The following is a 21,143-nucleotide window of genomic DNA, read 5'->3' on the forward strand; positions in this document are numbered from 1 at the left end:
AGCGATTCCCGGAGCGGATCGGATGGGTGACAGGTACCCGTCGGCCAAACCGGAGTTCATGCTGCTCGCGTTTCGCCCCGCCCAGATGGAGTTCCGAAACCGCGAAGGGGACGCGGAGTTCTCTTTCGTTCTCCCGCGCCGCAGTCGGACGCCGGGGACGAGCGCCTTCGTGCGGGCGAAGGACGAGGAATCCAAGATCGAGTCCTGCCTCCGGTCGATTCTCCCCGTGTTCGACGAGATCCATGTGATCGACAACGGAAGCCGGGACGCGACGGCCGAGATCGTGCGGCATGTGCGGGGGTCGAGTCCGGAGGGGGCGAAGATCCGCCTTCACTCCTATCCCTTCGCGGTGGGACGGTTCGGACCCGAGCACGCCGGGACTCCGGCCGATTCGCTGCATTCCCTCGTCTACTTCACGAACTGGGCGCTGTCGCGCTGCACGCGCCGCCATGTCTGCAAATGGGACGCGGACATGGTTCTCGCCGGGGAGCGGCGCGGGGCGCTCGCGGGGCTCGTCGCCGAACTCGACCGCGGCTGGCCCGCCGCCTGGTCCCTCGCGGGACAGACGGTGTATCGGGCGCTCGACTGGACGTTCCGTGAACCGCGGGGAGAGGTGAACCGGGAGGTGCGGATCTTCCCGCTCAGCTACGACGTCAGGTTCCATTGGAGGGAACACTGGGAGGAGTTGATCCGCCCCCGCTGGCTGCGCACGCACCACTTCGCACCGGCCTGCTTCCACGAACTCAAGTTCCTGGACGAGGAGGAGTTCGATCACTGGTCAACGACGGAGTTTCCCTCGCCCCGCAAGCGCCGGGAGTGGGCCAGCTTCGAGCGCCTGCGCGGGGGGCGGCCTCACGGGAGCGATCGGCGCCTGCCCACCACCTTCCTCGACGACCAGATCGGCAAGCCCGACGCGTCCCCGCGCGACGCGGGTCAGCCACCCGGGACGCCGCCTCGGCGGCGCGGGCTGTCCCGCGGGATGCCGCGCTTCGTCGGCATCGGCGCCACGCGGGCGGGCACGAGTTGGGTGGCCGCGCACCTCGCTACGCACTCCGACATCCGGATGGGCCGTAAGGAGATCCACTTCTTCGACCGCAAGCTCCGCGCGCCCGGCGCGACCGGCTCCGCGCGCGATCGGTACAACCAGCTGCGATATCTCGCCCGCTTCGTCCGCGCGCCGGGCGGAGGGAGAGTCCGCGGAGAGATCACGCCCGCCTACGCCATCCTTGAACCCGACGTGATCCGGCGCGTGGCCGAGTGGATGCCGGACGCGAAGCTCATCTTCATGATGCGCGACCCGGTCGAGCGAGCGTGGTCCCAGGCACGAAACGGCTTCCCGAGGTGGCGCGGAAAGCCCCTGGAAGAGGTAGGGCGCGACGAACTCGCCGCCTATCTGGACAGCGACCCCGTCCGCCGGCGCAGCGACTACGCGCGCTGCCTGCGTGCGTGGCTGGCGAACTACCCGCGCGACCAGTTCTTCTTCGGTTTCCTGGACGAGATCCGGGGGCGCCCCGAGGCCCTGCTGCGCGACCTGCTCGGCTTCCTGGAGGTGGACCTCGCGGTGCCCGACCCCGCCTCGCTCGCGAGACCCGTGAACGCGTCCGCCCCCGTCCCCATGCCGGACTGGGTGCGCGACCACTTCGAGCGCACGTACACGTTCGACGCCGACGAAGTCTCGGAACTGATCGGACGGCCGGTGCCATGGGCGAAGTGAACCGGCCCCCGCGGCTCGCGCCCCCGAAGGCCCGCCGGGGCGCGCAACCGGCGCTGAAGCGGTGGTTCGGGCGAGCCAAGCGCCGGGTGGGGTACTACCGGCTGCGGGCCGCTCTCCGGAACCGGCTGGGGGAGCCTCGCTTCCTCCGCGCGCTCCGGCCCAGCGACGTGTTTCTGGTCGGCCACCCGAAGTCGGGAAACACCTGGCTCGCCTACATGCTCGCGGTGTTCCTGACCGACGATCGGGAGCACGAGGTCACCCTTTACAACGTCGGGGACCACGTCCCTGTCGTGCACGGCCGCGACCACGAGATCGCCGCCTACGGGCACCTGCCGGATCCGAGGGTGTTCCGGAACGAGTACCCCCGGCACGAGCGGCGCTATCCCGGGACTCTCTATCTGGTGAGGGATCCGCGTGCCGTGCTCGTCTCGTTTTGGCACATGTACGCCACGATGTTCGGCGACCGCGACATCGCGCTGCCGGCGTTCGTCGACGGATACCTGACGGGCGCCGCGCCCTTCGACGCCTGGCACCGGCACCTCCCACGCTGGGACCGGCACGTCTCGGCGGCGCTGCGCCGCCAGGAACGAGGCGAGCGCATCCTCATCGCGCGCTACGAGGATTTTGTCGAGGACCGGGAGGCGGCGCTGCGGCGCGTAGCGGAGTTCATCGGCCGCGTTCCGGCCGGAAACGTGCCTGCGGGAACGTCTTCACCGGATTTCGAGGCGCGGCTGTCGAGGGCGGTGACGCGCGGGGCGTTCGAGTCGATGAGAGAAGTGGAGGACCGGCACGGCGCCGAGGCCTATGTCGGACGCGCGCGGGGCGAAGGGCGGTTCGTCCGCCGGGGACGGACGGACGGCTGGAAGGAGGAGATGGATCCCGCGGTCGCATCCCGCATCGAGGCCGCGTTCGGCCCGGTCATGGAACGGGCGGGATACACGGTGTGACCTCGCCCCTCGAGCCAGCCACGCGCACCGGGCCCGCGGTCGCGGTCATCGTCTCCACCTACGAGCGCCCCGATGCCCTGGACGCGGTGCTGCGGAGTCTCGAGGACCAGACGTATCGGCGCTTCGAGGTCGTCGTGGCGGACGATGGTTCCGGCCCGGACACCCGCACTCTGGTCGCGCGGCGTGCGGAAGAGGTCGACTTCCCGCTGCATCATGTGTGGCAGGAGGACCGCGGATATCGCCTGGCGGCCGTCCGGAATCGCGGCGCCGCCGCGACCGAGCTGCCGTATCTGATCTTCCTGGACGGCGACTGCCTGGTGCGGCCCGACTACCTGCGGCGGCACGCGCGGCTCGCCGAACGGGGGCGCTTCGTCCATGGAAGCCGGGTGCGCCTCGACCGCGAACTTTCGCGGCTCGCACTTCGGGGCGAGTTCCCGCTCCAGCGCTGGAGTTCGCCGCGGTGGCTGGCCGAGCGGCTGCGCGGCCGCGTGGACCGGTTCACCCCGCTGCTGCGGTTGCCGCTGGGGCCCCTGCGCCGGGTTTCGTCGCGCGCATGGCGAGGCGTGAAGGGCTGCAACCTCGCCGTGTGGCGCACGGATTTCCTCGCGGTGAACGGGTTCGACGAGGGCTTCGAGGGCTGGGGCTTCGAGGACAATGATCTCGTCGTCCGCCTCATCCGGAACGGGGTCCGGCGCAAGGAGGGACGCTACGCCGTGCCCGTCCTTCATCTATGGCACGAGGAACGTCCGCCCGATCCCGCCAGCCGCGAACGGTTCGAGCGCCGCCTTCGCTCCGCCTATCCCGACAGCCGGTAGCGCAACAGCGAGGGGACTCCGAATGCATCTTCCTCCACGGCGACCATCACGGTGCCCCGCACGGCCACGACCCGGTGTCCGCGGGGGAGACTGACCGCGCCACGGACGCCGCCCGTCTCTTCCAGTACGGTCCAGTCGATCGTGTTCACTTCCGCTTCCTCGCGACGGAGCCAGATGGATCCGTCCTGGCCTCCCACGATCCCCGTAACGGGCGGCAGCATCGTGGGCACCAGCCCCGCCTCACGCAGCGGTTCCCTGAAGTCGGGACCGCCGGGTGCCCCGTCGATGTCTTGCGGGAATACCGTGAGATCACCGATAGCCCGGTCGAGCACCGCATCGGTCACCGGAATCGGCCGGTAGGCATAGTCGCGCGCGAAAAGGGTGTCGCCCTCCGCACCGATCCGGCTCACCGAGACTTCCGACCGGTCCGGTCCGGCATCGCGCGCCACCGCGACGCCCGCGCCGTTGGGCAGGATGGCCGTGTGCGGAGACCGCCGGAGTGGAGCGGTGACCTGGAACACCGTGCCACGACGTCTCAATCCGACGGTCGCCCCCGTCGTTTCCTCCCACCCCAGTGTGTCGACCACTTCCGATTCGGCGTCGATCTGCAGGAGCGGGATGCGAAGGGTTGTCCAACTGGCCCCCTCGCCGGGGGGCTCGGGCCGGAAGATCATGTTCGGTCTCACGAGTGCGGATCCGTTCGTGAACAGCGCGACCGGTGGGGCACCGAGAAGCAGGAGTTGGAACCCGTCTTCGATCCGTTGCGGCTCCATGTCGGCGACCCACTGGCGCGACCGGATGAAATCGCCATCCAGCGTGAAGAAGCTCACGCGCCCCAAGCTCGGATCGCTCGCGAACAGGGTGTCGCCGAGGAGGCCTATGGCCGCCAGCTGGATAAACCCGCCCGGGCCTTCGCCACGGCGTCCGATCGTGCCCATGACGCGGCCGGCTTCGCCAAGGACATAGACGGCCGGCACTTCCGGCTGCGAAACGAAGAGGCGTCCGTCGTCGCTGATGACCACGTCGCCCACCCTCGTCAGCGGCCACTCGGGGTTGTGGGCCTCGTCGATACGCAACTCCAGGTGCGCCCTCAGGTCGGAACGCGCAGCTGACAACTCCGGCTCCACCGCCGACGTAGAGGCCGGCGCACGGTCCCCGCAGGCCCCGAGGACGAGCGCGAGGGCGGCGAGAGTAAGAGTTGGTCTCTGAATCATGTCAAGCCTCCTGCGGGACGCGGTCCCTTGTGGATGCCGTGGTCCGTCCAGTCGGGTCCGCGCGCGAGGCCCTCGAAGAGGCGCAGCCCTCGGGGGACGCCCCGGGTTTCGGCCCGCAGCCGCTCGTTCCTTTCCTGGACCTCGGGGTCGAGCCACGGACGGGCGTGCTCCACGTGCACGCACACCGCCCGGTGCCGGGCCTGTATCGGGCGGATGCCCGCGTTGCGAAGGCGCTCGCCCAGTTCGCGGTCCTCGACCGGGTAGGTCATCCGCTCGTCGAAGCCGTTCACGCGCAACAGATCCGTCTTCCAGGCCGACGCGTTGTGCCCGTTCCATGTCGCACGGGTCGTGGTCAGGCGATCGAGCCATGCCGCCCGGCGCCGTGAACCCGTGAGCTTGTGCCGGTCCCTCCCCCGGACGATCGCCTGTCGCTCCCGGAGCCAAGCGTCCTCGAACAGCGAACCCCTGAGCACAGCTTCCCTGTCGATCGCAGCCCCCACGCCGCTGGCGAGGCGAACTCTCCCGCCGGAGACGAAGTGCCCTCGCTTCGCCAGCGCGGCGTGTGTCTCCACGAAATCGGCCCGCGGGATGCAGTCGCCGTCGCTGAGGACGAGGTAGGCGCCGCGCGCCTCCACAATCGCACGGTTCAGGATCCGGCACTTCCGAAACCCGTCGTCCTCCTGCCACACGTGCGAAATCGAGAGGTCGGTGGACTCCCGCATGTGCTCGATCCGGTCGCGCGTCGCCGACCCCGAGCCGTCGTCCGCGATCACCACCTCAAAGTCGCGGCGAGTCTGCGCCGAGTAGCCCCAGAGGGCGAGTTCCAGCTCGTCCGGCGCATTGTACGTGCTGAGGACGACGGAGATGGAGCGAGGCGTAGCCGTCTCCAGCCGCGTCATCTGCTTCGTGAGCCAACGTCCTCCTACGGCCGGTCGGGCTGCGCGGTCGAGAGGGCGATGGCGTTGAACAGGAACTTGAAGGTGCCGTGCGGCTGCGCGCGCCGCGTGACGAGCGGGCCGAACAGATAAACGTGTCCCTCGCCCACCTGTGCCTCCGCCATCGTCACACCGCCCTGCAGGTACTCCTGGCCCCAGGCCCAGCCGCTGATGAGCGGCGCGTCGTTGTCGAACCACGCGAGCGGTGTCATCTGATTCGTGGCGTCGGCTCCCGCCGCCAGCGCCGGGGCGCTGAACACGGGGCTGTTGTTGAACGAGACCGCGAGCGGCGACGGGACGCCCGTCGCGACGAGGCGTGAGTTATCCACCGTCACCTCGAGGATCGACCCGGGCACGTAGTATTCCTCCCGGCTCAGCGGCTGCCCGCCCTTCACGAGGTGGTCCTCGATCGGGAGCCCGAGCCCCTTCCCGAGATCGGTGGATCCGCCGATGGCCACGATCGATCCGCCGTCCTCCAGGAACTCGATGAGCGCCGGCATCGTCGCCTCGGGCGTGACCCGGCCGAGTCGGTCCCGGTACTCGGCGGGAATCGTCTCCGGATCCGGGGCGCCGAACCCGAACTGGCGCATCATCTCCTGTCGGACCGAATCGGGCACGCCGGCGAACACTTCCTCGAACTGCGAACCGATGGCGCCCTGCGGGAAGATGATGACGTCGAAGTCGTCGCTCAGGTTCCCCGCGTTGAGGCGCTGCGGGAAGACGAGTTCGTAGTCTGCGAACCCGTATTGCTCGAGGATCCAGCGGATCCAGCCCGAGGGCATCGAACCGCCGTACGTATCCCAGAGCGCGATCCGCGGCGCCCGCAGCCGCAGCGCGTCGGCGTCCGGGTCCTCCGTCAGCCCGCGGAAGTTGAGGCCCAGTTCGCCGGCAATCGACGCGACCTGGTCGGCGGTCCCGCCCCGGCTCTTGACGTAGAAGGTGCCGGCCGGGTGCGTCCTCCCCCCCTCGGTGAGCGCGGAGGTGAGCCAGTAAACCTCGTGCCCCGAGGCCCGCAGCCGGTTGATCGCCGTGAACGCGTCGTTCACGGCGTGGCTGAACAGGAAGCCCGCCGCGCCGGCCGCGTCCGCCACGACGCCCGGCATCGGGCTCGCGTTCCATTCCTCGATCTCCTCGAACGGCCCGTCGAAGCCCTCCAGGATGCGGTCGAAATCGACGCCCATCTGGATCGCCAGCGTCCAGCCCGCGTTGTCGTACGGCGGGGTCGGGGGTGCCCCCGGATAGAGGAAGTCGTTCGGGTGGTCCTGCGGCTCGAACATGTCGAGGACGTGCGGCCGGAAGGCCTGCGCGCTCCGCACCACGTAGGAGCCGGCCGGATAGCGCGTTCCCCCCACCGAGAAGTCCGAGGTCGCCCGCTCCACCATGACTCCGGTCTCGAGCAGCGCGTTGACGAACTTCGTCGCCGTGGGGAAATCTGCCTGGTCCGAGGGGAGGATGTATCCGCGCGAGTCGCGCAGGTCGGCATCGAACAGCTTTTCGTAGTCCTCGCGTGTGCCGCGGCTGCCGCCGAAGCCGCCCACGTTGCGGGCGAAGTCCGTCTCGCCCTGCCCCGCCCGCATTTCCTCGCGCAGCCAGTCCACGCGCTTGGGGTGGATCGTCCAGCTGTCCTTGTTCCCGCGCTCGATCGAGTTCATCCCCATGCGCCAGATCCGGTACAGGAACGTCTCCCGGTAGCGTGAGGCGACGTCGAGCACCGCGTGGTTCGCGGTCACCGAGTAGTCGACCGACTGCCGGAAGTGCCACGGCTGCGGCGCGATCGGCGCGGGCAGATTGTCGTTGGGCAGCACCCGCTCGAGGATGAGCGGGATCTCCATCGGGGTCGGGTTCCCGATCGTCTCCGTGAGGAGCCCGATCATGTTGTGGAAGTAGGGCGTCGTACGCAGGCCGCCGTTCCACCAGGTGGAGTAGTTCGCGCCGCGCCGCCGCGTCGCCCCCGGCTTCCCTTCCTCCGTGAAGCGCGAGTGCATCGCCGCCCCCACGAGGTCGATCCCCGTGATGACCATGGGGTCGATGTTGTAGTTGAAGGGATCGCGGAAGGGGGGGGCGAAGAGGACCGTGCCGGTCGGCCCCGTCTGGTGGTGGTTGTAGACGATCTGGGGATACCACGTCCGGTACATCTGCCGGTTCATGTTCTCGGATTCCGGCTGGAAGGACGAGTAGAAGTCGCGGTTGTTGTCGTGCCCCACGTACTTCTGGTACAGGACGGGGATCCCGCGCGTGGAGCGCTCGCTTTTCTCTTCGATTCGCGTATACCAGTTCGAGACGAGGTCCATCCCGTCCGGGTTCGCATGGACAAAGAGGATGATGACGTCGTCGAGGATCCGCATCGTCTCGTCGTCCGTCCCGCTCACGAACTGCCACAGCGTCTCCATCAGTTGCTGCGCGCCCAGGACCTCCGTCGCGTGGAGGCCGCCGTCGATCCACACGACCGCCTTGCCGCGCTTCGCGAGGTCACGCGCCTCGTCCTCCGACACCCCTCCCGCGCGCGCCAGGCGGGCCGAGATCTGCCGGTATTCGTCCATGTTTGCGTGGTTCTCGGGCGACGTGACGATCGCCATGAGCTGGTCGCGGCCCTCGGCCGTCCTTCCGATCGACTCCAGCGTCATGCGCGGGGATTCGGCGGCCAGCGTCTCCCAGTAGCGGGTGAGGTCGCCGTAGTCCGGGAGTTCGTAGTCGGCGCCGATCCGGTGGCCGAAGAACGCTTCCGGCGTCGTGAGGTCCTGCGCGAGTGCCGGCCGGGGCGCGACGAGGGCCAGAACGATCGCGATGGCGGGCAGCGTGCCGCGGGCCAGGGCCCGATGGGGGGCGAGAAACGACATTTTCCGGACTCTCCTTATTCAGATCCTCTGAAGACCCTGTGCAGATCCTGTGCGGACGCGATGCCGAACTTCGGCGCATAATGGCGACGGGGTGGCCGGAAGCCCAAGCCCCCCGCCGAAAACGAAGCCGCCCGCCGGCGAGCCCGAACTTCCGGGCTCTCGGCGGGCGGTCGTTACTGAAGCCCTGACAGCTTCCGGCTGGAGCGGACCGTCAGCGCATGGGCGGAGGCGGCACCCGGATCGGGTCGCCGAGGTCCGGACCGACCCCCGCCGCCTGCACCGCCGAGAAGAGCGCCGGCATCCGGTCCTCGATCACAGCGTTGAGGCGATCGATGGCGCCGGGCAGCACGTCCCACCCGCGCTCGAGCTGGTAGAGCATGTCGGCGGTCGGCGCGGTGTGGTATCCGGACAGGCCGCCGGACACGCCGGCACCGTCCCGGGCCCGGTCGAGTACGTCTCCGATCCCGTCCAGTTCCTCGCCCACGGCCTCGACCTCCGCCGTCAGCGACTCGGACACGTCGTGGTCCTCCAGTTGCGCCTCGATGTCGGACAGATGGTCGCGCAGCCGGCCCAGCGCCTGCAGCCCCTCGTTCGTCGGCTTCGACAGCGCGTAGGCGCTCATGAGGGCGTCCTGCCGCGCCATGAGATCGCTCCGGCTGATGTTCACCCGCGGGTCGAGCCGCACCGAGACGGCTGTCTCGAGCGTCTGTCCCGCCGCCTCCAGCCGGGCCGTGTACGTCCCCGGGAGGGCCTTGGGCGCAGTGGCGCCGGCGCGGAAGAACCCGCCGCCGCCAGGGGCGGCCGGCGGAGGCTCGTAACGCAGATCCCACATGACATCGTTCAGGCCGCGATCGCCGCCGCCCTCGAGTTCCCGGATCGCGGAGCCGTCCGAATCGAGGATCGTGATGGTGGTATTCCCGGCCATGGAGGCGCCGGCGTCGTCGGACGAGCCGCCGTTGGCGGACGGACCACCTGAACCGGCCACCCGGCCCATCATGTTCGCCTCATCCTCGTCGGCCATCGGGGCGTCCGGCAGGTCGCTGCCCAGCCAGTAACGGATGCGGGCGCCCTGCGGCGGGTTATCCGCCTCGAAGATGCCCGGCGTCCAGCCCTGCGGCGTGTACGGGTTGTAGGCGACCGCCGACTGGGTCGAGAAGAGGTGCACCTCGGAGGCGAGCACCGCCTGGCTCAGTTCTTCGAGCGGGGTGACGTCCTCCATGATCCAGATGCCGCGCCCGTGCGTGCCGATGACGAGGTCGTTCTCGCGTTCCTGGATCTTGATGTCGTCCACCGGCACCGGCGGCATGTTCTGGCGCAGCGGGTGCCACGAGTTCCCGGCGTCGACCGAGAAGTAGGTCCCGATCTCGTTGCCGGCGAAGAGGAGGTTGGCCGCGCGCGGGTGCTGCTGGAGCGCGTTCATCGACCATCCGTCCGGCAGCCCGTTCGTCATCGCCCGCCACGACTCGCCGTAGTCGTTCGACACGTAGAGGTATGGCGCCATGTCGTCGTTGCGGTGGTTGTCGCCCGCCACCCACACGGTCCCGGCGTCGGCGTGCGAGGCGACGATCCGCGTCATGTACAGCTGGTCGGGCACGCCCGGCATGTTGAGCGCCGCGTTCGTCCACGTGCCGCCGCCGTCCCGGGTGACCTGGAGGTTCCCGTCGTCCGTGCCCGCGTAGACCACCATCGGGTCGAGCGGTGATTCCTCGATCGAGATCATGTTCCCGAAGGTCGACGTCCCGTCGTTGGCCGACATCATCGGCTCGGAGCCGAGGACGCCCATGATCTCGAGCGTCTGGCGGTCGATGTCCTTCGTCAGGTCGGGGGAGATCCGCTCCCACGTCTGCCCGTAGTCCGTCGACTTGAACACGACGTTGCCGCCGTAGTAGATCGTATTCGGGTCGCTCGGCGAGACCTCGACCGGCGTGTCCCAGTTCCAGCGGTAGTCGGGCGGATCCTCCTCATCCTCCCCGGGGCGTCCCAGCGGACGCATCCGGAGACGCTCGCCGGTCTTCAGGTTCGTCCGCATCAGGTTCCCGTTCTGGGACTCGGCGAGCATCTCCCCGCCGTCGGGGTGGAGGACGGTGAAGTAGCCGTCGCCGCTCCCCACGTTGTACCAGTCGCGGGGCCGGATGCCCTGGTTGGACCAGGTGTCCGAGGGGCCGCACCACGAGCCGTTGTCCTGCAGGCCGCCGCACACGTGGTACGGGTCGCGGTTGTCGACCCCGATCTCGTAGAACTGCGCCAGCGGCAGGTTGCGAAGCTGCCGCCAGTTGTCGGAGCGGTCCCAACTGATCGAGAGGCCCCCGTCGCCGCCGAGGATCAGGTGGTCGGAATTCCCCGGATCGATCCACAACGCGTGGTGGTCGGAGTGTACCTCGGAGGACGCGTCCGGCGTGAAGTTGTTCCCGCCGTCGGACGAGCGGTACAGGTTCCCGCCGCCCAGGTAGACCCGCTCCGGATCGTTCGGATCGATGCGGATCTGGCTGTAGTACATGGGACGGTTGTTGGTCGTGCTGACCTGCGTCCACGTCTCGCCGCGGTCGGCGGACTTGTAGATACCCGTCTTGCGGTCCGGGTCGCCCTGTCCCTGCCCGCCACCACCACCGCCCTGTCCCGGCGCACGCGCGTCCGCCTCGACGATCGCCATGACGATGTTCCCGTCGCGGCGGTAGATGTCGAGCCCGATGCGGCCGAGGTCACCCTCCGGCAGGCCACCGGCGAGCTTCGTCCAGTTGTCGCCGCCATCCATCGTCCGGTAGATGCCGCTGCCCGGCCCGCCGCCGTTGAAGCCCCACAGCGTCCGCTGCCGCTGGTACATGGCCGCGAACAAGGTCATCGGGTCGCCCGGATCCATGGCGAGGTCGATCGCGCCCGTGTGCTCGTCGACATGGAGGACCAGCTCCCACGTCTCGCCGCCGTCCATTGTCCGGTAGACGCCGCGCTCGGGGTTGGAGCCCCACAGGCGGCCCACCGCCGCCACGTAGGCGACGTCCGGATTCCGCGGGTGGACCTGGATGCGGGAGATGTGGTTTGTCGCCTCGAGCCCCAGGTGGGTCCAGGTGCGGCCGGCGTCCGTCGACCGGAACACGCCCATCCCCCACGGGGAAGACTGCCGGTTCTGCGGCTCGCCCGATCCGACCCATACGACGTTGGGGTTCGAGGGGGCGAGCGTCACATCCCCGACCGACAGCATCGGCTGGTCGTCGAACACCGACTCGAAGGACGTCCCGTGGTTGATCGTCTTCCACACGCCGCCCGTCGCCACGCCGACGTAGAAGGTGGACGGATCGGACTCGACGGCCGCGATATCCGCGATGCGGCCACCCATGATCGTGGGGCCGATCTCGCGCCACTCGAGCGCCGCGACGGCCGCCGCCATGTCGGCGTCCTGGGCCAGCGCGGGAATGGGGGCGGCGGTGAGGGCGAGCACCGCAATGAGAGACAGAGTGACCGGGAGCCCTGAGCGCGTACGCATCTTGCTACCTCGTTGTGGCAGGGGTTCCGCGGGAGGGAGGTCCGGGCGAAGGAACCGGCACCGGCCACCCCACCCAACGACCATTACAACCGATATACAGTAGGCAAACCGACCGAAATCTGAAACAGCAGCGCCCGGGAATCCGGAGCATGGGCGGGGTTGACGTGTTACGACATGACGTCGCAAGATTACGACATAGCGTCGTGAGATGTTCATCGTGGAGCGAGAAATGACGGATCTGATCCTCCAGATCGGGGCCAGCAAGCTGGTGCTGTCCGTCGGCCTTGCCGGAGTCGCGTGGATCGTGCAGCGCCGCCTCGGCTGGCCGTCTCTGGCCCACGGGCTCTGGTTGCTGCCGCTCGCGGCCCTGCTCGTGCCTCCTCTCGTCTCGATTCCAATCTGGCCGGGGGAGGCCGATCCCGTCGCCCCCGTCGCGGCCGTGGGCTTGTCGGGGGCGGAGCCGACGACATTGGCGGGGGTCATCCTTGTCGACTGGCTCAAGAGTCACGGCAAGGAGGGGCTCGTCTGGCTCTGGCTGCTGGGCACCGCTTCCGTCCTCGGCTGGACGCTGCTTCACACACTCCGCTTCCATCGCTCGCTCCTGAGAGCTTCTGCGGCCGCGCCGCCCGACGTTCAGCGCATCGCGCGGGAGATCGCAGGCAGGCTCGGACTCGGTGCGGCCCCAACCGTGTATATCACGCGCGCGCAGGTGTCGCCCATGGTGTGGTGGGCCGGAGGGGAGGCCCGAGTCCTCCTTCCCTCGCCCCTGCTGGCCGACATGGATGGATCCGAACTGCGCTGCATCCTGGCGCACGAACTCGCCCATGTCCGACGCCGCGATCACGTCGTCCGCTGGCTTGAGTGGCTCGCGTGCGCGGCCTTCTGGTGGAACCCGGTCGCCTGGTGGGCGCGCCGGAGGCTGCGGGCGTCCGAGGAGTTGTGCTGCGACGCGCTCGCCGTCGCCTCGATCAGGGCCGAACCCCGCGCGTACGCCGGAGCGCTGCTCCGGGTGATCGACTTCATGTCGACGGCGGGGACTCCGGGCCCGCTTACCTTCGCGAGTACGATCGATCGCTGCGGCCGAGCGTCGCGGCTGGAAAGGAGATTTGGCGTGATCATGACGAACCGAACACCGACCCACACCCCGCGCTGGCTCCGCGTCGCCTTGCGGTGCGGCGCCGTATGCCTGCTCGCGGGCGGCCTGATCTACTGCACTGACCAGTCGGACCTCACCTCCGTCGACCCGGCCTTCGCGCCAGCGAACGTGGACACGCGCTTCGGCGATCTGGACCTCGCGCCGAGCGGCTTCTACCCGCGCCTGGACCAGGAGGAGGCGGTCGCGCGGCTCGATGGCCGGGGAGACGATCCGGCTGCGGCCCGATCCCTGCAGGTGGCGCGCACGCTCGGGGACCGGATCGAGGCACTCGCAACGGAGCACGCACTCCCCGTACACCTCGCGGAGGCCCTTCGCGCGGCCGGGGACCGCGTCCTCTCCGTCTCCCGGCGCCTGTCGGAGGACGAAGTCGATGAACCCGTCCGCACCCCCGCCCTGTTCCTGGCCGTGACGCCGGACGACGGGACCGGAGATTCCAAGACGGTTATGCTGGACCTCGCCGGCCTTCGGTCCACGCTCTCGGAAGGCCCTGTCTCGCCGGAAGCCCTCCATGCCGAACTAGCCCGGCACCTCCGGGTGGCCCAGAACTCGAACCCGTTATTCCAGTCGTTACTCCAAGGGACGCATTTGGAGTGTGCGGGTGCTGAAGGCTCGATGCTCTCTTCGGACGAGCGCACTCCCGCCACCATGACTATGACCATGACGTGCGAAACGGCGGAGACCAGCACCGGAAGGCTCCGCGTGAAGGGACGTCGTCCGAAGGACTAGCCGTGCGGTAACCTGATGTTTGACGTCCAGCGTCGAGAAGGAACGAGAAAGGGTTTCGCATGACGACGCCGCGCCTGGCCAACGCCGAACTCGCGGTCATGGAGCGACTCTGGAAGGAGGGCCGCCTCACGGCGCGCCGGCTGCGCGAACAGCTCTACCCGGACGCCACCAGGTCGGCGCATGGCACCATCCAGCGCCTCCTGCAGCGGCTGGAGGACAAGGGGTTCGTCCACCGTGACGGCAGTCTCGGGACTCAGCTCTTCTCCGCGCGGATCAGCCGGGAGGAATACGCGTCCGGGCGGCTCGAGGCGCTGGCCGACCGGATCACGGGAGGCTCGCTGGTCCCCATGATCACGCAGTTGATCGAAGACCGGAAACTCGCCCCCGAGGAGATCGAGCGTCTGCGGAGGATCCTGGAGGAGGGATGACGGATCTGATCCTCCAGGTCGGGACCAGCAAACTGGTGAGGTCCAGGTAGCGGCAGGACGGCTCCCGCGAGAGGTTCATCGTCAGGGTAGCGTCCTGGTCCGGGTCACCGGATCTTCGGCTTGCGACAGGTTGCGGGATCCGAGCCGTCCCGCCTTCCACCTGAGCCAGCCGGAGCGCCACCCATGTCTGCGGAAATACGGATGGAGCGGATGACCTCGCCCGAGATCGGGGCGGCGATCGAGGCCGGGGTCACCACCGTCGTCGTCGCGGCCGGAGCGGTCGAGCAGCACGGACCGCACCTGCCGCTGTTCATGGATGCCGAGCACGGGGACCGGCTTGCGGTCGAGATCGCCCAGCGGCTCGGAGGCGCGCTCGTCGGTCCCACGATCCGGGTCGGCTGGTCCGACCACCACATGGCATTCGCGGGCACCTTCTCCCTCAGTAAGGACACCTTCCTCGCCGTCTGCCACGACTATTGCGTGAGCCTCGCGCGACACGGATTCCGGCGCGTCTGCTTCGTCCCCTCGCACGGCGGCAACTTCGCGCCGCTCGCCGAGACGCGGGACGCGTTCAACGAAGCGGCGGGGCCCGATTGTTCCGTGGACGTGTACGCGGATCTGATCGAGGTCATCGGGACCTGGCGGGAGATCGCCGAGGCGGAGGCGGGTCTCGGCGCCCGGGTGGGGGGCCACGCCGATATCGCGGAGACCTCGATCATGATGGCCCTGCACGACGGTCTCGTCCGGGAGGACCGGGTCGCGTGCGGGCAGTTGACGACGCCCGAGGAGGAACCGGAACTCATCCGGCGCGTGCTCAGCGAGGGGTTCGGGAGCGTGACGCCGAACGGCATCCTGGGCGACGCGCGGGGCGCGACCGCCGAGATGGGCGAGAAGATGATCACCGCGCTGGCGGACCGGATCGCCGCGCATTTCAGGGCGTAGACCAGCTTCCGGGTCAACGGGGGCGCGACTGTGACGAGGGAGACGACGGGATGAGGTTCGCGCGAACGGGAGCGACGGTCGCGATCATGCTGGGAGCCGCGGGATCCGTCGCGGCGCAGGAGCGGCGCGGCCCGCCGCCCGTGCCTCCGGACAACTCTCCGCCGATGACGATCGAGGCGTACGACCCGCACTCGACGCTCGTCGTGCCCGAGAACTCGGTCACGCGCGCCGGTTTTCCGTTCGTGGACGTTCACCTTCACCTCAACGCGACGATGCCCCGGGCGCAGATGGACCAACTCGTCCGCGACATGGACGCGCTCAACCTCGCCGTCGGCGTGAACCTCAGCGGCGGCAGCGGACCCCGGCTCGCGCGGCAGGTGGAAGCCTTCGAAGCGGCGTATCCCGGTCGTTTCGTCGTGTTCGCGAACGTCAATTTCGGCGACATCGACGACCCCGAGTTCGGGGCGCTCGCCGCAGCCCGGCTCGAGGCCGACGTTCAGGCCGGCGCCCGCGGGCTCAAGATCTTCAAGAGCCTCGGGCTGTGGATCACCGACGCGGCCGGAGAGCGGGTCCCGGTCGACGACCCCCGCCTCGATCCGATCTGGGCCAGGGCGGGCGAACTCGGCATTCCCGTCCTCATCCACTCGGCGGACCCGGCGGAGTTCTGGGAACCGATGGACGAGAACAACGAGCGCTGGCTCGAGCTTCGCCTGCGGCCGCGGCGCCGCCAGACGGGACCGCCGTCCTTCGAGCAGGTGCTGGGCGAGCAGCTCAACATGTTCCGCCGCCACCCGGAGACGACGTTCATCGCGGCGCACCTCGCGTGGCTCGGCCACGACCTCGACCGCCTCGGGCGCACCCTGGACGAGATCCCCAACATGAACGTCGGGCTGGGAGCGGTGATCTACGAGCCGGGGCGGCAGCCGCGCTTCGCGCGCAAGTTCTTCATCAACTATCAGGACCGGCTCCTGATGGGGAAGGATTCCTGGGCTCCGGACGAGTACGCCACCTACTTCCGCGTGCTGGAGACCTCGGACGAGTACTTCCCCTACTACCGGAAGTACCATGCGTTCTGGCGCATGTACGGCCTCGACCTCCCGGACGAGGCCCTGCGCAAGGTCTACTTCGAGAACGCGCTCCGGATCATCCCCGGCATCGACAGAAGCCGTTTCCCCTAGCAGTCCGTGGCAAGACGCTGCGTCGCAACGCGAGCGGCGAGGCGCTCGCGTGACAAGGCGCGACGAGGGAGAATAGCAGCGCTATTTGACCGAGGAGCAACGATGAGCGCAGCGTTCACGCGAGATGGATCGCCGCTCGAATGCAGCAGGGCTTTTGTCATGGGCTTGTCTATTACCCTCAGTGGACGGGCGGGCGAAAAGGGCCCTCGACGCCTACAAACTGGCGCATGCGAAGGAAGAGGCCTACGACGCGGCCTACAGGGGGCTCGCTCATAGTTCAGGCGTGTTGAAGAAGGCCGAGGAGCGTCTCGAGGAGGCGCGGGATGCGAGGACCCGCGCCGCCGCGAAGGTGCATGAGGCGGCCGCGGTCTTCGTCGATGCGGAGAGGAGAGCGGAGGTCGCCTACCGCGCGGCCGAGGGCGCGATCTCCGAGCCGGCACCCACCGAGTTGAGCGCGGCGAACCGCGGCTCCATCGGCCGCCAGGCCGCCAAGGCGACCTCTCTGCTGCAGTGGATCAAGCTGTTGAGCTGACCCGGCCGACCTCACATATCCGGAAAATCCGCCGTGGGCCCGAACGTCTGAGGCACCGGCACGTCGAGAAGCCGCAGATAGACCCCCAACTGCGCCCGGTGGTGGATCAGGTGGTCGAGGATGAAGCTCCGCAGCACGACGGCCTTGGGCATCTTGAAGCGCGTCTCGCCACCGACCTTCATGGTCCAGGAACTCGCCAACACCTCATCCGAGGTCGCCTCGATCGTCTGCCGGGCTGCGGCGGCATTCTGGTCGAGCGCGGCGACCAACTCGGCGGAAGACGTGAGTTCCGGGTTCGGCGGCGGTCCGTCCCCCGCGCCGATGTCGAACTCGGACATCGTCAGCGTGGGCATGGTCCAGTTCGGGATCATCGCGACGTGGGTCGCGAGTTCCCCGAGCGTCCAGGACTTCTCGTGCGGACGCCAGTCCAGGCGGTCGCCGGGGACGGCCTCGAGCACGGAGCGGCACCCGGCCACGACGTGGTCGAACGCGTTGAGAGTTCCTTGAGCAGACATGTGAGACTCCGGTGTGAGGGCGTGGTTTCGGTCTACGGGTCTTGCTGCGCGGTCGGCGGCACAAGCTGCGATGTTCGACCGGCGGATGGAACCACCGGCCGCGCGCCTGGGTTCGGATCTTCGCCGGAACACCCGGAACGCCAGGCTCATTGACCTGAATCGCAACCTGACTAGATTTCTAGCTAGATAGCTCCAGGCGTCGGGGGAAAGATGACCGTGGTCGTGAATGTCCACGAAGCCAAGACACAGCTGTCCCGCCTGCTCGCGCAGGTGGAGGCGGGGGAGGAAATCGTGATCGCCCGCCGGGGGAAACCGGTGGCGCGGCTGGTTCTTTGCAAGCCTCCTGGCAGGCGGCAGCCTGACGTCCTCAAGGGAGAGATCGTCATTCCCGACAGCTTCTTCGACGAACTGCCGGAGGAAGAACTGGCGGCCTGGGAGGGTGGATAAGGGTGCGGCTGTTGCTGGACACCCACGCGTTCCTCTGGTGGCTCGGAGACAGTAGCTACCTCTCCGGTAAGGCACGTCTGTTGATCGGCGACGAAACGAACCGCGTCGTGATCAGCGCCGCGACAGCCTGGGAGATCGCAACGAAATACCGGGTTCGGAAGTTGCCGGGCTGCGAAGCCGTGGCTCTCGACATCGCTGGGCACATAGCCGCTCAGGGCTTCGACGAACTACCGATCACGGTTGCCGACGCCGCGCGCGCCGCGCGCCTGCCCGGACCCCATCGGGATCCCTTTGACCGAATGCTCGCGGCACAAGCCTTGGCGCGCGGTCTGCCCATCGTCTCGACCGATGGGGTCTTCGACCGTTACGGGCTGGATCGCCTCTGGTAGGCGATCGCCCCTCGGCGTCCCGAGGCACCGGTGATCCTCCGCCGCCGCACGGTCAGCCGTCCCGTTTGCCGGTGTCACCGCGGCGGATCTCGAAGTCGCGGCGGTCGCGGTAGAAGAGCGCGCGGTTGAGGACGTAGTCTCCGGCCTCCAGGTCCATGTCCGGGCACTCCGTCATCGTCCAGTACTTGTATTCGCCCAGGAACAGGTACTCGCGCGTCTGATGGAAGAAACGGCAGGTGACGCCCTCGCCCCGCCCGATGCGCTCGCAGAAGGCGGCGAGGAGTTCCTGCTGCCCGTGCTTCTGGCTGACGACGTATTCGTGGGGCCACGTGTCGCGGTAGGTGACGGCCTCGCGCCACGGGGCGCGAGCGATCAACTCCATGATGTCCGGCTTCCGCCCTGCGTCTGTCATCTCCGGCATCCTCCGCGCGCGACGCCTACCCGCCCACGCGGCTCAGGTCCAGCGTGAGCGTGGCGTCGACCCCGAACCGGATCGTCCCGCGAATCTCGTCTGCCCCGAACAGGTTACCCGAGTAGGCAATGCTGGTGATCCGGCCTGCCCCCCGCAGCTCGAGGAGCAGCGACACGCTCGGGTGCTCGTGCAGTCCGATCACCGTCCCGGAGAGCGTGTCCTCCTCCTCCTGCAGGGTGACCGTACCCGTGACCGCGCCGCGGTCGTTCGCGGACAGCCGGAAGTCGAAGCTGACCACCGACGACTCGTCGACGACCTGCCCGACCCAGTGGCCGGTGATGTCCGGCGGGATCGGCTCGGACGGGCCGTCCCCGCAGCCGGCGAGCGTCGCCGCGAGCACAATGATCGCACCTGCCGATCGCGTCTTCGGGGTCGCTTCCAGCTTTCTCATCTCGTCTCCACTTCCGATCCGATATCGCCGGGAGGCCGGGCGACGGGGCAAAGCCTACGCCGACACCGAATCTCGGAAAAGGAGTGCGGAGGGTAGCCTCCCGCTGGGGGCCCGATCTTTCGCGACCCATCAGTCTCTCTCCCACAGCTGGCGACTTGAGGTAGCTGAGTTAACAGGTGTACTGGGCGAGAGTGGTCTTGCCGCACGCCGCGGGCCGTGGATGGGGACGACCGGGGAGTCATCGAGCGCCTCGACAAGACGGGACTCCACGTATCGGGGGTAGAAGATCGGTGCGGGCATCAGCTCCGGCCAATTGAAAGTTCAAACCTCGGCTGATTGCAAGTTTGAGTTGCGGCTGATTGCAAGTTTGCGCCGACAGCCGACTCGTGCGGTGGTTGAGGACCCTCGCCTCAAGGACCTGGTGGGATACGCCTGAATTCCAGCGTGCCGATGTCGTGCACGACCGTGCCGCGTCGTATGAAACCGCTGATATGATCTTCGGATCTGAAGCGACCTTGATAGTCCTCGGAGGATGTCTCGTAGTCGAGAGTCAAGGATATGTCCGAGAAGACCTGCACGCCGCTCACGGTTCCGCGGGATATGGTCTCAATCGGAGTGGGGATGCGGCGGAAATCGGTTCGGCTGACCGTGCCCGAGACGTTGCCTTCCCCGTCTTCCCGCAGCCACAGCTGCCAAGCCACGCCCCCGTCAATGAGAGTCACGTGCCCGAGCCACGTCCCCGTGAGGGGCATTTCGGACGGGTCCGTCGTGTAGCGGCAGTCGGCGATCGCCGCCAACAGGACGATCGAGACCGCAAAGCGCGCGGCACATTCCCACGACCCAGACGCCTCCGGTCGCAAGACGCTCGACCGCTGCATGCAGGTCACGATGGCTGAGAAGAAACGTTGGTCGATGCTCCCCCTACGGTGAATCGATAACGGAATTGCCTCATGATTCCTTCAGGACCGGTGGCTCTCCGGTCACACGTGCAAACTCCTCCGCCTCCGGGACCTATTCGTTCTCGGTGACCGGTATTGTCTCGATGCAAGGAACGAAGCGACCTCTTAGCCAGCCCTTCTCGCGGAGTAGACGGCAGGCAAGTTCGATCTGCCGCTCCGAAAAATCCCGCTTACGCTCGTTCCAGGCGTATGCTTGGTCGACCACGTCATCGACGCTACCGGCGTCTTCCCGCGTGACGACCCAGTGAACCGTGGACAGCAACTCCAGACCGAACGGTGACTCGAACCCGGCTACAAGGTCTGCGACGCGGTTGAACCGGGCTTGCGTATCCGTCGTGGTCGTCACAAGCGCCTGCGCGTCATCAATCGCGCCTGGAACCAATCTCAGCCGCTTGTCGGGCCGGTCACCTCCGTCCGCGTAGCCCGAAACCATGTGCCCCTCCATGGCATGAAGCACATGGCGAAGATTCTCTGCGTAAGGCCCGTAGTGCCCCTTCTTGAACCTGAGCTTCAGCGGTTCTCCCGCAACCTGCATGAAGTACATCAGCTTGTGCGCCTCCTGGAGCGTGACGAACGGATCCAGCAGACCTCGCAGGTATCGGTCGAGCAGTCCGACGAGAGCGGCGCGTCCCGGTGTCATGCGAGGAACATCGCTTGAGCGGTTGGCTCTTGCGTCCACCGGACCGCCTCCCGGCTCGAAGACCGTTACCTCCACGTTGCCAAGATCCTTGAACGCCTCAAGAATGCGAGGCCGCACCAGCGACCAGTCGAGGCCACCCAGGCCACTGCCGAGCGGCGGGATGGCTAAGGAGCGGATGTCTCGGTCGCGGATCTCCTTGACGAGAGATCGCAACCCGGATTCGATGTCCTCAAGGCGACTCTTCCCACGCCAGTGACGCTTGCTGGGGAAGTTAATGATGTATCGTGGCGGCACCCCCGAACCGGTCTCGAAGACGAAGACGCGCCCCGGCTTCATCTCCCCCCGCTTACACATAGCGGCATAGGCCAACCTTCGGTCGCTTCATCATCTCGGTGTCACAGGAGAGTCCTCCGTCACCTACGATCAAG

General features: G+C 68.0%; 19 protein-coding genes. 10 read left to right on the top strand and 9 right to left on the bottom strand.

Annotated elements, in window-relative coordinates:
• The first annotated feature begins 22 nt into the window (after positions 1-22).
• From ACOQPP_RS13325 to ACOQPP_RS13335, 3 genes are read left to right on the top strand one after another with little or no spacing between them, the layout of a single operon-like run.
• Positions 23-1,714 (top strand): sulfotransferase, encoded by a 1,692-nt coding sequence (locus ACOQPP_RS13325; protein ID WP_420636726.1) that lies wholly within the window; start codon positions 23-25, stop codon positions 1,712-1,714.
• Positions 1,702-2,661: a sulfotransferase domain-containing protein gene (locus tag ACOQPP_RS13330; RefSeq protein WP_419166017.1), complete on the top strand. Its 960-nt coding sequence runs from the start codon at positions 1,702-1,704 to the stop codon at positions 2,659-2,661. Before ACOQPP_RS13325 ends, ACOQPP_RS13330 begins: the two co-directional genes overlap by 13 nt.
• On the top strand, positions 2,658-3,476 hold the full coding sequence (locus ACOQPP_RS13335; protein ID WP_419166016.1) for a glycosyltransferase family 2 protein: 819 nt from the start codon (positions 2,658-2,660) through the stop codon (positions 3,474-3,476). The genes ACOQPP_RS13330 and ACOQPP_RS13335 overlap by 4 nt, the downstream gene beginning before the upstream one ends.
• Here ACOQPP_RS13335 and ACOQPP_RS13340 read toward each other — a convergent pair.
• The 4 genes from ACOQPP_RS13340 to ACOQPP_RS13355 form a co-directional block, all read right to left on the bottom strand.
• Entirely contained in the window at positions 3,458-4,690 is a 1,233-nt protein-coding gene (locus tag ACOQPP_RS13340; RefSeq protein ID WP_419166015.1) for a 6-bladed beta-propeller, read from the bottom strand. The two genes, ACOQPP_RS13335 and ACOQPP_RS13340, sit on opposite strands and share 19 nt — an antisense overlap.
• On the bottom strand, positions 4,687-5,589 hold the full coding sequence (locus ACOQPP_RS13345; protein WP_420636727.1) for a glycosyltransferase family 2 protein: 903 nt from the start codon (positions 5,587-5,589) through the stop codon (positions 4,687-4,689). The genes ACOQPP_RS13340 and ACOQPP_RS13345 overlap by 4 nt, the downstream gene beginning before the upstream one ends.
• A gap of 23 nt (positions 5,590-5,612) precedes the next feature.
• The gene (locus ACOQPP_RS13350; protein ID WP_420636728.1) at positions 5,613-8,462 is read right to left on the bottom strand and encodes a M14 family metallopeptidase; all 2,850 of its coding nucleotides are present in this window, start codon (positions 8,460-8,462) and stop codon (positions 5,613-5,615) included.
• 211 nt (positions 8,463-8,673) lie between these two features.
• Complete coding sequence (locus tag ACOQPP_RS13355) at positions 8,674-11,940, bottom strand: WD40/YVTN/BNR-like repeat-containing protein (protein ID WP_420636729.1); 3,267 nt, start codon at positions 11,938-11,940, stop codon at positions 8,674-8,676.
• Positions 11,941-12,169: 229 nt separating this feature from the next.
• Between ACOQPP_RS13355 and ACOQPP_RS13360 the strand changes: the two genes are divergently transcribed.
• The 5 genes from ACOQPP_RS13360 (at position 12,170) to ACOQPP_RS13380 (ending at position 16,902) form a co-directional block, all read left to right on the top strand.
• Positions 12,170-13,822 (top strand): M56 family metallopeptidase, encoded by a 1,653-nt coding sequence (locus tag ACOQPP_RS13360; RefSeq protein WP_420636730.1) that lies wholly within the window; start codon positions 12,170-12,172, stop codon positions 13,820-13,822.
• Positions 13,823-13,881: 59 nt separating this feature from the next.
• Entirely contained in the window at positions 13,882-14,250 is a 369-nt protein-coding gene (locus tag ACOQPP_RS13365; RefSeq protein WP_419166010.1) for a BlaI/MecI/CopY family transcriptional regulator, read from the top strand.
• A gap of 183 nt (positions 14,251-14,433) precedes the next feature.
• Positions 14,434-15,192 carry a creatininase family protein gene (locus tag ACOQPP_RS13370; RefSeq protein WP_420636731.1) on the top strand — a complete coding sequence of 253 codons (759 nt, stop codon included), beginning with the start codon at positions 14,434-14,436 and terminating at the stop codon, positions 15,190-15,192.
• Between the two features lie 50 nt (positions 15,193-15,242).
• Entirely contained in the window at positions 15,243-16,370 is a 1,128-nt protein-coding gene (locus ACOQPP_RS13375) for an amidohydrolase family protein (protein WP_420636732.1), read from the top strand.
• A 181-nt stretch (positions 16,371-16,551) separates the two neighbouring features.
• Entirely contained in the window at positions 16,552-16,902 is a 351-nt protein-coding gene (locus tag ACOQPP_RS13380; RefSeq protein ID WP_419166007.1) for a hypothetical protein, read from the top strand.
• Positions 16,903-16,913: 11 nt separating this feature from the next.
• On the opposite strand, the gene ACOQPP_RS13385 is transcribed toward ACOQPP_RS13380, so the two are convergent.
• Positions 16,914-17,417, bottom strand: coding sequence for a DinB family protein (locus ACOQPP_RS13385; RefSeq protein ID WP_419166006.1), 504 nt, complete (start codon positions 17,415-17,417; stop codon positions 16,914-16,916).
• A 210-nt stretch (positions 17,418-17,627) separates the two neighbouring features.
• Between ACOQPP_RS13385 and ACOQPP_RS13390 the strand changes: the two genes are divergently transcribed.
• A complete protein-coding gene (locus tag ACOQPP_RS13390; protein WP_419166005.1) occupies positions 17,628-17,864 on the top strand; it encodes a type II toxin-antitoxin system Phd/YefM family antitoxin in 237 nt (78 codons plus the stop codon).
• Positions 17,865-17,866: 2 nt separating this feature from the next.
• Complete coding sequence (locus ACOQPP_RS13395; RefSeq protein WP_419166004.1) at positions 17,867-18,253, top strand: type II toxin-antitoxin system VapC family toxin; 387 nt, start codon at positions 17,867-17,869, stop codon at positions 18,251-18,253.
• A 52-nt stretch (positions 18,254-18,305) separates the two neighbouring features.
• On the opposite strand, the gene ACOQPP_RS13400 is transcribed toward ACOQPP_RS13395, so the two are convergent.
• From ACOQPP_RS13400 to ACOQPP_RS13415, 4 genes are all read right to left on the bottom strand, one after another.
• Positions 18,306-18,665 (bottom strand): hypothetical protein, encoded by a 360-nt coding sequence (locus ACOQPP_RS13400; RefSeq protein ID WP_419166003.1) that lies wholly within the window; start codon positions 18,663-18,665, stop codon positions 18,306-18,308.
• Positions 18,666-18,690: 25 nt separating this feature from the next.
• On the bottom strand, positions 18,691-19,116 hold the full coding sequence (locus ACOQPP_RS13405; protein WP_419166002.1) for a hypothetical protein: 426 nt from the start codon (positions 19,114-19,116) through the stop codon (positions 18,691-18,693).
• 410 nt (positions 19,117-19,526) lie between these two features.
• Positions 19,527-19,913, bottom strand: coding sequence for a hypothetical protein (locus tag ACOQPP_RS13410; RefSeq protein ID WP_419166001.1), 387 nt, complete (start codon positions 19,911-19,913; stop codon positions 19,527-19,529).
• 214 nt (positions 19,914-20,127) lie between these two features.
• On the bottom strand, positions 20,128-21,069 hold the full coding sequence (locus ACOQPP_RS13415; RefSeq protein ID WP_419166168.1) for a macro domain-containing protein: 942 nt from the start codon (positions 21,067-21,069) through the stop codon (positions 20,128-20,130).
• Positions 21,070-21,143: the final 74 nt, after the last annotated feature.

Source organism: Candidatus Palauibacter sp., from assembly GCF_965222475.1.
In the GTDB taxonomy this organism is placed as follows: Bacteria; Gemmatimonadota; Gemmatimonadetes; order Palauibacterales; family Palauibacteraceae; genus Palauibacter.

What these genes read in the sequence shown, in the direction of transcription:
- ACOQPP_RS13325 (WP_420636726.1), top strand. Translation starts at nt 23, where the DNA reads ATGGGTGACAGGTACCCGTCGGCCAAACCGGAGTTCATGCTGCTCGCG.
- ACOQPP_RS13330 (WP_419166017.1), top strand. Translation starts at nt 1,702, where the DNA reads ATGGGCGAAGTGAACCGGCCCCCGCGGCTCGCGCCCCCGAAGGCCCGC.
- ACOQPP_RS13340 (WP_419166015.1), bottom strand. Translation starts at nt 4,690, where the DNA reads ATGATTCAGAGACCAACTCTTACTCTCGCCGCCCTCGCGCTCGTCCTC.
- ACOQPP_RS13345 (WP_420636727.1), bottom strand. Translation starts at nt 5,589, where the DNA reads ATGACGCGGCTGGAGACGGCTACGCCTCGCTCCATCTCCGTCGTCCTC.
- ACOQPP_RS13350 (WP_420636728.1), bottom strand. Translation starts at nt 8,462, where the DNA reads ATGTCGTTTCTCGCCCCCCATCGGGCCCTGGCCCGCGGCACGCTGCCC.
- ACOQPP_RS13355 (WP_420636729.1), bottom strand. Translation starts at nt 11,940, where the DNA reads ATGCGTACGCGCTCAGGGCTCCCGGTCACTCTGTCTCTCATTGCGGTG.
- ACOQPP_RS13360 (WP_420636730.1), top strand. Translation starts at nt 12,170, where the DNA reads ATGACGGATCTGATCCTCCAGATCGGGGCCAGCAAGCTGGTGCTGTCC.
- ACOQPP_RS13365 (WP_419166010.1), top strand. Translation starts at nt 13,882, where the DNA reads ATGACGACGCCGCGCCTGGCCAACGCCGAACTCGCGGTCATGGAGCGA.
- ACOQPP_RS13370 (WP_420636731.1), top strand. Translation starts at nt 14,434, where the DNA reads ATGTCTGCGGAAATACGGATGGAGCGGATGACCTCGCCCGAGATCGGG.
- ACOQPP_RS13375 (WP_420636732.1), top strand. Translation starts at nt 15,243, where the DNA reads ATGAGGTTCGCGCGAACGGGAGCGACGGTCGCGATCATGCTGGGAGCC.
- ACOQPP_RS13385 (WP_419166006.1), bottom strand. Translation starts at nt 17,417, where the DNA reads ATGTCTGCTCAAGGAACTCTCAACGCGTTCGACCACGTCGTGGCCGGG.
- ACOQPP_RS13390 (WP_419166005.1), top strand. Translation starts at nt 17,628, where the DNA reads ATGACCGTGGTCGTGAATGTCCACGAAGCCAAGACACAGCTGTCCCGC.
- ACOQPP_RS13400 (WP_419166003.1), bottom strand. Translation starts at nt 18,665, where the DNA reads ATGACAGACGCAGGGCGGAAGCCGGACATCATGGAGTTGATCGCTCGC.
- ACOQPP_RS13405 (WP_419166002.1), bottom strand. Translation starts at nt 19,116, where the DNA reads ATGAGAAAGCTGGAAGCGACCCCGAAGACGCGATCGGCAGGTGCGATC.
- ACOQPP_RS13415 (WP_419166168.1), bottom strand. Translation starts at nt 21,069, where the DNA reads ATGTGTAAGCGGGGGGAGATGAAGCCGGGGCGCGTCTTCGTCTTCGAG.